Annotated in this window: 11 protein-coding genes and 1 riboswitch; of the genes, 6 read left to right on the plus strand and 5 right to left on the minus strand. The window is 60.1% G+C overall.

The genetic code is table 11. The features are described from left to right. Positions 1–96: 96 nt before the first annotated feature. Genes GTU76_RS04640 through GTU76_RS04650 form a run of 3 tightly spaced genes read left to right on the plus strand, consistent with a single transcriptional unit; the run spans position 97 to position 2,617 of the window. Positions 97–1,071, plus strand: coding sequence for a glycosyltransferase family protein (locus GTU76_RS04640; protein WP_180698156.1), 975 nt, complete (start codon positions 97–99; stop codon positions 1,069–1,071). After that, positions 1,072–1,758 carry a hypothetical protein gene (locus GTU76_RS04645; protein WP_180698157.1) on the plus strand — a complete coding sequence of 229 codons (687 nt, stop codon included), beginning with the start codon at positions 1,072–1,074 and terminating at the stop codon, positions 1,756–1,758. A 58-nt stretch (positions 1,759–1,816) separates the two neighbouring features. Beyond that, positions 1,817–2,617, plus strand: coding sequence for a hypothetical protein (locus GTU76_RS04650; RefSeq protein WP_180698158.1), 801 nt, complete (start codon positions 1,817–1,819; stop codon positions 2,615–2,617). Between the two features lie 4 nt (positions 2,618–2,621). Here the strand turns inward: GTU76_RS04650 and GTU76_RS04655 are convergent, their stop codons facing one another. The 4 genes from GTU76_RS04655 to GTU76_RS04670 form a co-directional block, all read right to left on the minus strand. After that, positions 2,622–3,584, minus strand: coding sequence for a metal ABC transporter ATPase (locus GTU76_RS04655; protein WP_102899467.1), 963 nt, complete (start codon positions 3,582–3,584; stop codon positions 2,622–2,624). 31 nt (positions 3,585–3,615) lie between these two features. Continuing rightward, on the minus strand, positions 3,616–4,428 hold the full coding sequence (locus GTU76_RS04660; protein WP_175552995.1) for an aldo/keto reductase: 813 nt from the start codon (positions 4,426–4,428) through the stop codon (positions 3,616–3,618). Beyond that, entirely contained in the window at positions 4,425–5,600 is a 1,176-nt protein-coding gene (locus GTU76_RS04665) for an NAD(P)/FAD-dependent oxidoreductase (RefSeq protein WP_180698159.1), read from the minus strand. Before GTU76_RS04665 ends, GTU76_RS04660 begins: the two co-directional genes overlap by 4 nt. Positions 5,601–5,802: 202 nt before the next feature. After that, entirely contained in the window at positions 5,803–6,135 is a 333-nt protein-coding gene (locus GTU76_RS04670) for a DMT family transporter (RefSeq protein WP_007915730.1), read from the minus strand. Between the two features lie 110 nt (positions 6,136–6,245). Between GTU76_RS04670 and GTU76_RS04675 the strand changes: the two genes are divergently transcribed. Continuing rightward, on the plus strand, positions 6,246–7,142 hold the full coding sequence (locus GTU76_RS04675) for a LysR family transcriptional regulator (protein ID WP_016985678.1): 897 nt from the start codon (positions 6,246–6,248) through the stop codon (positions 7,140–7,142). 11 nt (positions 7,143–7,153) lie between these two features. Further along, positions 7,154–8,428, plus strand: a complete 1,275-nt coding sequence (gene waaA, locus GTU76_RS04680) for a lipid IV(A) 3-deoxy-D-manno-octulosonic acid transferase (protein WP_180698160.1) — start codon at positions 7,154–7,156, stop codon at positions 8,426–8,428. Between the two features lie 91 nt (positions 8,429–8,519). Here the strand turns inward: waaA and GTU76_RS04685 are convergent, their stop codons facing one another. Next, the gene (locus tag GTU76_RS04685; protein WP_016985680.1) at positions 8,520–9,953 is read right to left on the minus strand and encodes a TolC family outer membrane protein; all 1,434 of its coding nucleotides are present in this window, start codon (positions 9,951–9,953) and stop codon (positions 8,520–8,522) included. A gap of 206 nt (positions 9,954–10,159) precedes the next feature. Then, a riboswitch (TPP riboswitch) is annotated at positions 10,160–10,265 on the plus strand. Positions 10,266–10,411: 146 nt separating this feature from the next. Between GTU76_RS04685 and thiC the strand changes: the two genes are divergently transcribed. Continuing rightward, positions 10,412–12,301: a phosphomethylpyrimidine synthase ThiC gene (gene thiC / locus GTU76_RS04690; protein ID WP_180698161.1), complete on the plus strand. Its 1,890-nt coding sequence runs from the start codon at positions 10,412–10,414 to the stop codon at positions 12,299–12,301. The last annotated feature ends 153 nt before the right edge of the window (positions 12,302–12,454 follow it).

Here is a 12,454-nt window from a genome sequence, read left to right on the forward strand (position 1 = left end):
AACGGATTTTGCCTTGGGGATTTTACCGTTTCCGTTGATGTAGGCAGCTTTGAATCCGATGCGCTTGCCTGCCTACGTCGCGTGGTCAATTAGCCTATGAAAGTCATGCTCCTGGTGATGGACGAGCAGCGGGTCATTCTCGACCGGCTCTACGACATCGTGCAGCAGAACTGTGATGAATGTTTCATCTATCGGCTGAGCAAGCAGCAACAGATGAACCTGGGGCCGTTTTTGGCCTCGGTCGATTATCAAACCTTCGATCGCGTGGTGATCTTCTCCCGGGTCAAGCGCCTGGCCCCGCAATTGCAGGTGCTCAAGTGCATTCCCGGGCTGGTCTTTCTTGAACACGATGCTTACCAGAACTACATGCCTGCCAGTAAATACCGTGGCGTGTACTCGCGTCTGTACAGCCGCCTGCCGAGCTGTCGGGCACTGGTATCGGGTGCCGTGGTAGCGCGCAAGATGCTCGCGGAAGGCATCGACACAGTGTTTGTCTCCAAAGGTTATGACGAGCAGATGCTGCATAACACCGGCGTTGAACGGGATATTCCCATCGGTTTTCTTGGCAGTCTGAAAAGCACCGAGTATGCCGACCGCAAAGCCATGCTCGAATCGCTCTCCAAGCGTACCGGTATGCTGGTGACCCGTACCCAGTCGGGTGAGGAATATCTGCAGACGCTCAATCGCATCCGGATTTTCGTCAGCGCCGACATCGGCATGAACGAGTTCATGATCAAGAACTACGAGGCCATGGCCTGCGGCTGTGTGCTGCTGGCCTGGAGTCAGGGCGAAGAAGACCGCTTGCTCGGCTTTGAAGACATGCACAACACCGTGTTCTATCGCAGCGCAGACGAGGCGGTGGAAAAGATCAAGCTGCTGCAAAGCGATCCGGAACTGGCAGAGCGCATTGCCCGCAACGGCCAGGAGTTCGCGCAAAGCTGCTATTCCTTTGCCCGTGTCGGTCAGGCACTGGCCACGGAAATCCAGCGTGAGATGCGCCCATGGCAGCCGCCCTCGGCGTTCACGCGATTCTGGGTGAAGTTGCGTTACGGGATGAAGGTGCCGGTCTGAATGAAGGACGAACACATGGCGCTGGATGCGCTGCCCGGTGGTGATCAGTCCGTACTGGGGGCTTTACCCCCAGAGTTTCTCGACTGTCTGAGCCGTGCGCCTCGGGTCGTGCTGATTGCCAACAACCCGGCCATCACGTTGGCGGACTTTCAGGCGTTGAACATTGGCGTCGATGACGTCGTCGTCAGCTTCAATACCTGTATCAAAGCGGCGCTGCTCAACAAGCAGAGCGTCAATGTCTTTGTGCATGGCTACAACGCGCCGGACGCGTATTTTTTTGGTCTGCCTTACGCGCAGCCAGTACAGCAGATGTTCGAACAGGCGAGCGAACGTTGTTTCAGCATGCTGGTAGGCTGCGCCGCACCGATGTGTCCGTTGCCACGTGTGGCCATGTATTGGGATCGCATTCCATTGCCGCCGCTGTGGAACTACCCGGTCAACCGGCCGGGGGGCAAGCGCTACGTCGGGCCTTCCACAGGTTTCAACACGCTGGTGTTGTTCGACTGGTTGCGCGCTCATGCCGGTTATACCTATCAGCTCATGACCCTGGGTTTTTCCAACGAAGCAGGAAAGCTGTGGGGCGGCCATGCCTGGGACTATGAGCGTGACTGGCTGCAGAAGTCGGACATCGTCGTGGTGCCGCTGCAACCCCGTCGCTGGTGGCAAAAACTGTTTCGACAGAAGTAAGCGACATCGTCTGTCCGGTTGCCAGCAGGCCCTAACTACTTTCAAAAGGTGCTGTTGAGTGTTGAAAATCGCCGTGGCTTTTTTCGGGATCCCGAGAAATTCGCCGATCTGTTTCCCCTCTATCGAACAGAACGTTCTGGCGCAGTTGCCTGCGGGCAGCGAAGTTAAGTGCTTCTATCATCTGTACAAGATCGATGAGGTGCAGAACACGCGATCCGGCGAGAAAGGTGAACTGAAGGCGGACAACTATCAGCCATTCGAATCGATGATCGGCGCACTCACCTCGACCGAGGGCGTGCTGGAGCGCTGGGATTTCGAGCAGGTCAAAGCACAGGGCGATACCTGGGCCGATGACTTTGCGTCATTGCGCAATCTGATCCTTCAGCTCAACTCATTGCACACCGTGACCAGCATGATCGAGCCGTTCAATCCGGATTTCGTCGTGTTCGTGCGCCCGGACAATTTCTTTCACAGCGCATTGCCTGCCTATGTCTTCGCTCACCCTGAGGCTCGCAAGCACAATGCTTATATTCCGGACTGGCAGTGGTGGGGTGGCTTGAACGACCGCTTTGCGGTGTGCGGGCGCGATACCTATGTCGCGTACGGCAAACGGGTCGAGCGCATTTTCGATTTCTGCAAGGCAACGGGCCGAAAGCTGCATTCCGAGCGCTTGCTCAAATATGCGCTGCAGCAGGTCGATGCGAAAATCTGCACGCTGCCGACTCAGGCATCGCGGGTGCGCATTACCGGTGCCTTTGCCGAAGAGTCGTTCTCGCCCAAGCGTGGCATGGGCAAGCGCGAAAATCGCTACTTCCATTTCTTCGCCGTGATGCGCACGTGGTGGGATCGCCGCCGTTAAACCGCTATTTGGCGGTTTTTTTGCCTAGCCCGACCAATCGCAGCGCCTTGATACTCAACTGCTTGAGCCCCTGACGCGGGGCTTTCGCCGGTTGCAGGCCCTGTTGCACCAGCCAGTCCTTCCAGCGAATCCGCTCCTCGCGCACGACCCAGCCAGTTTGTGTGGCAAAACTCTCGGCCAGATAAAGACCACGAGTACTGGCAGGAACGAGTTTGTCGCGCTTGAGGGTGTACAACTCGGCCAGTGGCGCGCCGTCCTTGAGTGGCATCAAGTACAGGTCGGGGCGCTTGCGGTCGAGTCGGGCCACCAGTTGATCACCCTCCAGACGCTCGTCGACGTGGAACAGGCTCAGCGACTTGGCTTCCTTGGGCACATCCAGGCGCAAATCGTAGATCAATTGCAGTGATGCGGTCGGCAGATGCACGTAGGCCCGCGGGCGTTCGAGCAATTGCAGATTGGCGCAACGGATCGGTCGCGCCGAGCCCGACAACGGGGTCAGGCGAAAAGGCAGGGCCTCGCGATAATGCAGCGCCGCCGAGTAGGGTGCCGGCAGCCAGGTGTCGTTGAAGCGTCCGCCGAGCCAGCCTTCCGGTGTTTCCAGCAAACACTCTTCGGCAATTTCCTGAATGGCCGTGTGCAGCGGAATATTCAGTTCATGCGCCGGCACGTAGCCGGAAATCAACTTGAGCACCACGTCGCCGCGATCCTGTCGGCGCTGGCGCACCAGCACCCAATAGTCGCGATTCTGCCAATGCAGGGTCAGGCGTACCGAAACGCCGAGGTTGGCCAGTTCCAGCGAGAAGCGCTCGGCATCGGCCACGCTCACCGGTTTGCGCCGCTGCAAGGTCTGCGTGAAGTTCAGCGGCATGCCGACGCTCTGATAGGTCAGGCCTTCGGGGGTTGCTTCGACAAACAGCGGCAGGGTCTTGAAGTTGCTCGGGTTCTTTCGGATGAGCGTGCGCGGCATATCGGCTCCTGCTTAAGGCCGCGAAGCGGCGTCAGTGACCACGAAGGACTTGGGCAACGGTCGCTACGTTGTGGGCGAGGTGCAGCGGATTGATCGTCCCGACAATAGCACTGGCCACTCCAGGTTGCGCGAATAGCAGTTCGAAGCTGGCGCGCACCGGATCCACGCCCGGACTCAGGCAAACATGACCGCTGGCCAAGGCTTTTTTTACCAGAATGGCTTTGCCGTGGGCAGCAGCATAGTCAATGACCGCCTTCTCGCTTTGTTCGTTCAGATTGTAGGTGACCATCGCGCAGTCGCCTTGCTCCAGTGCTTTGAGGCCACCTTCGACGGTTTTGCCGGAGAAGCCGAAGCCGCGAATCTTGCCTTCGGCCTTGAGTGCGGCGAGTGTCGCGTAAACCTCCTGGTGCTCGAGGATCGCCATGTCGTTGCCGTCGGAATGCACCAGCACCAGGTCGATAAAATCGGTTTCAAGACGTTGCAGGCTGCGTTCCACCGACATCCGCGTGTGCGCCGCGCTGAAGTCGTGGCGCGAAAGGCCATCGGTAAACTCTTCGCCGACTTTGCTGACGATTACCCAGTCTTGACGCTGGCCGCGTAGCAGCGGGCCGAGGCGTTCTTCGCTGCAACCGTAGGCCGGGGCGGTGTCGATCAGGTTGATGCCCAATTCCCGCGCCTGACGCAGCAGCATCCGCGCTTCGTCATCACCGGGAATCTGGAAACCGTTGGGGTATTTCACCCCTTGATCGCGGCCAAGTTTGACAGTGCCCAGGCCCAGTGGCGAAACCGTCAGGCCGGTGCTGCCCAGTGGGCGGTGGAAGTCGTGCAGAGTCGCAAGGCTCATGGCAGCAATTGCTCCCAGGCGGGAACGCCCATCGGTGGTTTCGGCAGGGCCGGCAGCGATTCGGTGGTTTGCGGCTGGATGCCGTCGCGCTCAAGAGACGCGATCACGCGATCAGCGAAGTCCGGCGCCAGCGCCAGTTTGGTCGGCCAGCCGACCAGCAAGCGGCCCTGTTCGGCAAGGAAGGCGTTGTCCGGGCGCGTCAGCCCGGTTTGCAGCGGCTCGGCACGGTCAACCCGCAGGGTCGCCCATTGCGCGGTGCTGAGGTCGATCCACGGCAACAACTGGGCGATTTCTTTCTGCGCGGTGGCGATCTGCTCGGCCGGCTCGCGGTGCACGCCTTCGCTTTCGGCGATGTCGCCGCCCATGTACCAGACCCACTGACCGTCAGCGGCCGGATGCGTGGTCACGGTGATGCGCGGTTTGGTGCCGCCACCCAGGCAGTGCGCGTACAGCGGTTTCAGGCCCGGGCCTTTGGCAATGATCATATGCAGCGGGCGGCGTTGCATGGCCGGCTGGCTCAAGCCGAGGTCTTCAAGCAATTGAGCCGTACCAGCACCCGCACTGAGGACAATGCGCTGCGCGCGGATCTCGCGGCCGTCGACTTTCAAACCGACCAGCACGCCCGCTTCCAGCAGTGGCTCGATGGCTTGCCCGGCGAGCAGGCCATCGCCGGCCAGATCGGCGAGACGCTGGACCAGGCTCGGCACATCAACGACCAGTTCGGCGAGGCGGTAGACCTTGCCCTTGAAGCGCTTGTCTTGCAGGGCCGGCGGCAGTTGCTCGCCCTTGACCTGATCGACCCGGCCACGCACGGCTTTACTGGCGAAGAAACTGGTGAGATTGCCGGCGAGGGTGCCCGGTGACCACAGGTAATGCGCTTCGGACAGCAGGCGCACGCCGGACAGATCCAGCTCGCCACTGCCGGCCAGCGCTTCACGCCAGCGGCGCGGCATGTCGGCGATGGCTTCCGAAGCGCCGGTCAGGGCACCGTGCAGCGCGTATTTGGCGCCGCCGTGGATGATGCCTTGGGACTTCACCGTCTGCCCGCCGCCGAGGCTGGCGCTTTCCACCAGCACGGTCGAAAACCCCTGACGGCGCAGACGCGCATTCAGCCAGAGGCCGGCGACACCAGCGCCGACAATCAGAACGTCGGTGGAAATAACGGATGGCATGCAGCGACCTCAGTGTTCAAGACGAGGGCGCAGTATACAGACTCGGGAAAGGGGCGGATTTGTCGATGATCAACAGGGCCAAATACGAAACCGAATGTGGGAGCGAGCTTGCTCGCGAAAGCGGTGTGTCAGACAACACTGATGTCGACTGACACGACCTCTTCGCGAGCAAGCTCGCTCCCACAGTGATTGTGGTTGGATTTTAGTGGCCGGCGGTTTTCGAGAACAGTTGAATCACCACCACGCCCAGCACGATCAACGCCATCCCCAGCATCGCCGGAATATCCAGTTTCTGACCGTAGATAAACAGCGCCGCGACGCTGACCATCACAATGCCCATTCCCGCCCAGACCGCATAGGCAACGCCGACCGGTACGGTACGCACCACCAGCGTCAGCATCCAGAACGCAATCGCGTAGCCGACGATGACCAGCACTAGCGGCAGGGGTGTGCTGATGCCCTTGACGGCCTTCATCGATACGGTGGCGATCACTTCGGCGCAGATGGCAATGGCCAGGTAGGCGTAGGCGTTCATGATTCAAATCCTCAATGTGAAACGTTGCTTGCTGAGGCGGCATTCTAGTGATTCGCCAGATGGGGTAAAGTCATTACCTATCTGCTACAGAGATAGGCTGGTGAATCAACATGCAATGGAATCTCGATCAACTTCGGGTGTTTGTCGATGTGGCCGAACACCGCTCGTTTTCCGCCGTGGCACGCCAGCAGCGCAAAGCGCAGTCGGCGATCAGTACCGCGATTGCCATGCTCGAAGATGATTTGGGCGTCAGCCTGTTCGAGCGTAGCAGCGGCCGTCAGCCAACGCTCACCGAGGCGGGCGAAGCGCTGTTGGAAGAGGCACGTGAAGTCCTGCGCCAATGCGAGCGTCTGAATGGCCGGGCGATGGCGATGATGCGCGGTCAGGAAGCCCAATTGCGCGTAGCCCAGGATGAGGCGATGCCGTATCAGGCACTGGTGGAGAGTTTTGGTGAACTGGCCGAGCAGTTTCCCAGCCTTGAAGTGCAACTGACCAGCGCCGCTCAAGGTGAGGTTGCGCGCAAACTGGTCGAGCGCCGCGCCGACCTTGGCCTGCTGTTTTATCACGATGAAATCCCCGAAGCGCTGGAGCGCCGCGTGCTCGGCAGCGTGGAAATGGTCACGGTCTGCGGGATAAATCATCCGTTGGCGAAGCAGTCTTACGTGACCTGCCAGCAACTGGCGCAGCACCGGCAGTTGCTGATGTCGACGCAAACCAGTGTCTATCCCGGCAACGAACCGGCCAGCCCGCAGGTGTGGCGCGCGGACAGTTTCTACGTGATGTCCGAATGGCTGGTGCGCGATCTCGGCTGGGCCTGGTTGCCGCGTCATGTGGTGCAGTACTCGGCGTATCAAGGTTTGATGGTTGAACTGGACAGCGAATGGACGCCACCGGCGCTGGTGGTCGAACTGGTCTGGCGCCGCGACGAACCGCTCGGCCCGGCCGCGCGCTGGCTGGCGGAACGTTTTGCCGTGCACTTGCGGGCGATCGGCGACAAAAGTCGATAAACTCCGCCGCCATGAATAGAACTCTCTACACCGCGCTGTTTTACCTGGGGCTGCCATTGGTGGCGATTCGGCTATGGCTGCGTGCGCGCAAGGCGCCGGCGTATGCCAAACGGATTGGCGAACGTTTCTCCTACAGCATGCCGACGCTGCAACCCGGCGGCATCTGGGTGCACGCAGTGTCGGTGGGCGAAAGCATTGCCGCCGCGCCGATGATTCGCGCCTTGCTGCAGCGTTATCCACAGCTGCCGATCACCGTCACCTGCATGACGCCGACCGGTTCGGAACGGATTCAGGCGCTGTTCGCCAATGAGCCGCGCATCCAGCATTGCTATCTGCCGTATGACTTGCCGTGTGCGGCGGCGCGGTTTCTTGATCGCGTACAGCCAAAGCTTGCGGTGATCATGGAGACCGAACTGTGGCCTAACCACATTCATCAGTGTGCCAAGCGTGGAATCCCGGTGGCGCTGGCCAATGGGCGCTTGTCCGAGCGCTCGGCACGCGGCTATGGCCGCTTCAGCAAGCTGACCGCGCCGATGCTCGCCGAGATGAGTTTCTTCGCAATCCAGACCGAAGCCGAAGCCCAGCGTTTCCGCGATCTGGGTGCGCGCCCGGAAACGGTCGAGGTCACGGGTTCGATCAAATTCGACCTGACCATCGACCCGCAGTTGCTGCAGCGCGCAGCCGAACTGCGCGGCCAATGGCAGGCGCTGGAGCGTCCGGTGTGGATCGCCGCGAGCACTCACGAAGGCGAGGACGAAGTGGTGCTCAATGCCCATCGTCGCCTGTTGGCCAGTCACCCGGATGCGTTGCTGATTCTGGTGCCACGTCACCCGGAACGCTTCAATTCAGTGTTCGAACTGTGCCAGCGCGAAGGCTTTGCCACGGTGAGGCGTTCGACCGCCGCCAATGTCGATGCGCAGACTAGCGTGCTGCTCGGCGACACCATGGGCGAGTTGTTGTTTCTCTACTCACTGGCGGACAGCGCGTTCGTTGGCGGCAGCCTGGTGGCGAACGGCGGGCACAATCTGCTGGAGCCGGCAGCCTTGGCCAAACCGGTGATCAGCGGCCCGCACCTGTTCAACTTCCACGACATCGCCGCGCAATTGCGTGGAGCCGGGGCGTTGGCGGAGGTGGATGATGCCGAAGGGCTGGCCGTGGAAGTTCAGCGCTTGTTCGAATTGCCGCGTGATGCGCAGCGCATGGCCGACGCTGGGCTGGCGGTGATGCGGCGCAATCAGGGTGCGTTGCAGCGCTTGCTGGATGGTTTGGGCAGACTGATCAAGTAAAGCAAAAAGATCGCAGCGTGCCGCAGCTCCTACAGGGAAACGTATTCCAATGTAGGAGCTGCGGAACGCTGCGATCTTTTGTTTTTAAGGCTTAAGGCCGAGCCTTGAGCTGCGCCTCGGCAGCCTTGGCCAGATCCGGCGGCAGGAAGTCCTTGTCCGGGTTGTAGTCGGCTTTCAGATACCGCCGCAGATCCTCCAGATCCCCCGGATTCAACGTCCCCGCCGCCTGCTTCAGACGCAGGTTGTCGAGGATGTAGTCGTAGCGCGTGTTGTTGTAGTTGCGCACCGAGGTGTACAGCTGACGCTGCGCATCGAGCACGTCAACGATGTTGCGCGTACCGACCTGATAACCGATTTCCGTGGCTTCCACCGCACTCTGGTTGGAAATGATCGACTGACGACGCGCCTGCACCTGCTCGACGTCGGTGTTCACCGCGCGATGCAGGTTGCGAGTGTTTTCGACGATTTGCCGACGCAGGGATTCGCGCTGTTGTTCACTTTGATCCAGTTGCGCATACGACTGACGCACTTGCGAACTGGTCAGCCCGCCACTGTAGATCGGAATGTTCAGTTGCAGACCGACTGTGCTTTGTTCGACGTTGCCACCGTAGGGCGCACCGAACGAGTTCGGGTTGGCGAAACCGAGGGCGTCGTTGTCGCCTTTCTCGTATTTCGCTACCGCGTCGAGGGTCGGCAAGTGGCCGGCCTTGCGTTGCTTGAGCGTTTGCTCGGCAGAGCTGACCGCGTAGTTGCTGGCGAGCAGATTGAGGTTCTGCCGCGCCGCCGTGTCGACCCAGGATTTCGCATCGTTCGGCGCTGGCGGCAGGATCGGCAGCGTATGGACGATGCCCTGAATCGAGTTGTACTGGCGGTTGGTCAGGGTGATCAGCGCTTCAAATGCATCATCAACCTGACGCTGGGCGACAATCCGGTTGGCCCGCGCGGTGTCATAACTGGCTTGCGATTGCAGCACATCGGTCTTGTCCGAGAGGCCCACGTCGAAACGCTCGTTGGACTGATCGAGCTGGCGCTTGAACGCGGCTTCTTCAGCCTTGGTCGAGGCCAGGTTGTCCTGACTGCGCAGCACGTTGAAATAGCTTTCGGCCGATTGCAGGATCAGGTTTTGCTCGGTCGCCGACAGTTGCAGCGCAGCCTGTTCGTTGACGTCCTTGGCCGCCTGGTACTGGAACCAGCGATCGGCGCGGAACAACGGTTGGGCGAGGGTCGCCTGATACGAGTGAGCGCTGCGATTGGCAATGGCCGAAGGCTGATCGATCGAGGTACGCACGTTGGCGGTTTCGGCGCCGCCGGACAGGTTCGGCAGCAACCCGGCGCGGGCCTGCGGCACCACTTCTTTCTGCGCACCGTACTGGGCGCGGGCGGCGGCCAGATCGGCGTTGTTGTCGACCGCTTCCTGATAGACGCTGACCAGATCGGTTTTGGTCGACAAGGGCGCTTCTGCTGCCCAGGCCATTGCGTTGGACGCACAAGACACGGCCAGAGCCAGTGAGAGTTTGCGCAGCATGAGGCGATCCCTAGCATTAATATTATGGAAGTAATCCGGACGCCAAAGGTAAGGCGCAGGCCCCGCAGCGTCAAGACTTGGCAGGGCACAGCGAGTGTAGTTGCGCAAGCGCATCACAACAATCGGCCAAGCTCCTGTATTTTCGCCATTCATCATGGCGATTGCCACGGTGTTGGCGTTCTTTGCCAGTTGTGTCTAGACTGGCCGGGTTCTTGTCGGGGTGCCTTGCTATGAGGCTGAGATCGAATAATTTCGGATCCCGTTGAACCTGATCAGGTTAGCGCCTGCGTAGGGAACAAGATTTCTCGTCACCCGGCGAGTCCTCTTGTGCTTCGTCCGGGAAATTGTTCGACAATCGAACGCTCGACGACGATGCACAGCACCGGTCCTGGTGCGTCCGTGCCTTTCAGGTTCTGCTCCGACAATCCACTGCCTGGATGCTGTCTGGAGAGCCCGTGATGACTACAAAATCAAAAAACGCGATCAACCTGAGTGACTCGGCCAAGGTCGACGAGCAATCGGTCAAGCCGTTCACCCGTTCGCAAAAAGTCTACGTTCAGGGCTCACGCCCGGACATCCTCGTGCCGATGCGCGAAATCACCCTCGATGTGACGCCGACCGATTTCGGCGGCGAAATCAACGCGCCGGTGACCGTCTACGACACCTCGGGTCCGTACACCGATCCGAACGTGGTCATCGACGTACGCAAAGGCCTGGCCGATGTGCGTTCGGCGTGGATCGACGACCGTGGCGACACCGAGCGTCTGGCTGGCCTGAGTTCCAACTTCGGCCGCGAACGCCTCGCCGATCCGGAGCTGACCAAACTGCGCTTTGCCCACGTCAACAACCCGCGCCGCGCCAAGGCCGGCGCCAACGTCACGCAAATGCACTACGCGCGTCAGGGCATCATCACGCCCGAGATGGAATTCGTCGCCATCCGCGAAAACATGAAGCTTGAAGTGGCCCGCGCCGCCGGCCTGCTCGATCAGCAACACCCGGGCCACAGCTTCGGCGCCAGCGTGCCGAAAATCATCACCCCTGAATTCGTCCGTGAAGAGATAGCCCGTGGCCGCGCAATCATTCCGGCCAACATCAACCACGCCGAACTGGAACCGATGATCATCGGCCGGAACTTCCTGGTGAAGATCAACGGCAATATCGGCAACAGCGCGTTGGGTTCGTCCATCGAAGAAGAAGTGGCGAAGCTGACCTGGGGTATTCGCTGGGGCGCGGACAACATCATGGACTTGTCCACCGGCAAGCACATTCACGAAACCCGCGAGTGGATCATCCGTAACTCGCCGGTGCCGATCGGCACAGTGCCGATCTATCAGGCGCTGGAAAAAGTCGGCGGCGCGGCCGAAGACCTGACCTGGGAGCTGTTCCGCGACACGCTGATCGAGCAGGCCGAGCAGGGCGTCGACTACTTCACCATTCACGCCGGCGTGTTGCTGCGCTACGTGCCGCTGACCGCCAAACGCGTGACCGGTATCGTGTCCCGTGGCGGTTCGATCATGGCCAAGTGGTGCCTGGCGCATCACAAGGAAAACTTCGCCTACACGCATTTCGAAGAAATCTGCGAAATCATGAAAGCCTATGACGTCAGTTTCTCGCTGGGCGATGGCTTGCGTCCGGGTTCGATTGCCGACGCCAACGATGCTGCTCAGTTCGGCGAACTGGAAACCCTCGGCGAACTGACCAAGATCGCCTGGAAGCACGATGTGCAAACCATGATCGAAGGTCCGGGCCACGTGCCGATGCAGTTGATCAAAGAAAACATGGACAAGCAGCTGGAGTGCTGCGACGAGGCGCCGTTCTACACCCTCGGCCCACTGACCACCGACATCGCGCCGGGCTATGACCACATCACCTCGGGTATCGGTGCGGCGATGATCGGCTGGTTCGGTTGCGCGATGCTTTGCTACGTGACGCCGAAGGAACACTTGGGTCTGCCGAACAAGGATGACGTGAAGACCGGGATCATCACTTACAAGATCGCCGCCCACGCTGCGGACTTGGCCAAAGGGCATCCGGGCGCACAGATTCGCGACAACGCCTTGAGCAAGGCGCGTTTCGAATTCCGTTGGGAAGACCAGTTCAACCTCGGTCTGGATCCGGACACCGCCCGTTCGTACCACGATGAAACCTTGCCGAAGGACTCGGCGAAGGTCGCGCACTTCTGTTCGATGTGCGGGCCGAAATTCTGCTCGATGAAGATCACTCAGGAAGTCCGCGAATACGCGGCCAACCAGCGGATCGACGCGGTCGACGTGGACGTCGCCAAAGGCCTGGCGGAACAGGCCGAGCGGTTCAAGAAGGAAGGCAGTCAGCTGTACAAAAAGGTTTGATCTGACCTGACATTGATGGTGCCTGTGATGGACCCTTCGCGAGCAAGCTCGCTCCCACATTGGAATGCATTTCAACTGTGGGAGCGAGCTTGCTCGCGAAGGCGTCAGAACAGACACCTGAGATTTCAATGAAAAAAATACTCCTCCGAGATA

Origin of the sequence: Pseudomonas crudilactis, assembly GCF_013433315.1 — a bacterium.
Taxonomy (GTDB): domain Bacteria; phylum Pseudomonadota; class Gammaproteobacteria; order Pseudomonadales; family Pseudomonadaceae; genus Aquipseudomonas; species Aquipseudomonas crudilactis.

Coding starts and splice junctions, on each gene's coding strand:
- waaA (WP_180698160.1), top strand. CDS start 7,154: ATGAATAGAACTCTCTACACCGCGCTGTTTTACCTGGGGCTGCCATTG.
- GTU76_RS04670 (WP_007915730.1), bottom strand. CDS start 6,135: ATGAACGCCTACGCCTACCTGGCCATTGCCATCTGCGCCGAAGTGATC.
- thiC (WP_180698161.1), top strand. CDS start 10,412: ATGACTACAAAATCAAAAAACGCGATCAACCTGAGTGACTCGGCCAAG.
- GTU76_RS04640 (WP_180698156.1), top strand. CDS start 97: ATGAAAGTCATGCTCCTGGTGATGGACGAGCAGCGGGTCATTCTCGAC.
- GTU76_RS04685 (WP_016985680.1), bottom strand. CDS start 9,953: ATGCTGCGCAAACTCTCACTGGCTCTGGCCGTGTCTTGTGCGTCCAAC.
- GTU76_RS04665 (WP_180698159.1), bottom strand. CDS start 5,600: ATGCCATCCGTTATTTCCACCGACGTTCTGATTGTCGGCGCTGGTGTC.
- GTU76_RS04645 (WP_180698157.1), top strand. CDS start 1,072: ATGAAGGACGAACACATGGCGCTGGATGCGCTGCCCGGTGGTGATCAG.
- GTU76_RS04655 (WP_102899467.1), bottom strand. CDS start 3,584: ATGCCGCGCACGCTCATCCGAAAGAACCCGAGCAACTTCAAGACCCTG.
- GTU76_RS04660 (WP_175552995.1), bottom strand. CDS start 4,428: ATGAGCCTTGCGACTCTGCACGACTTCCACCGCCCACTGGGCAGCACC.
- GTU76_RS04675 (WP_016985678.1), top strand. CDS start 6,246: ATGCAATGGAATCTCGATCAACTTCGGGTGTTTGTCGATGTGGCCGAA.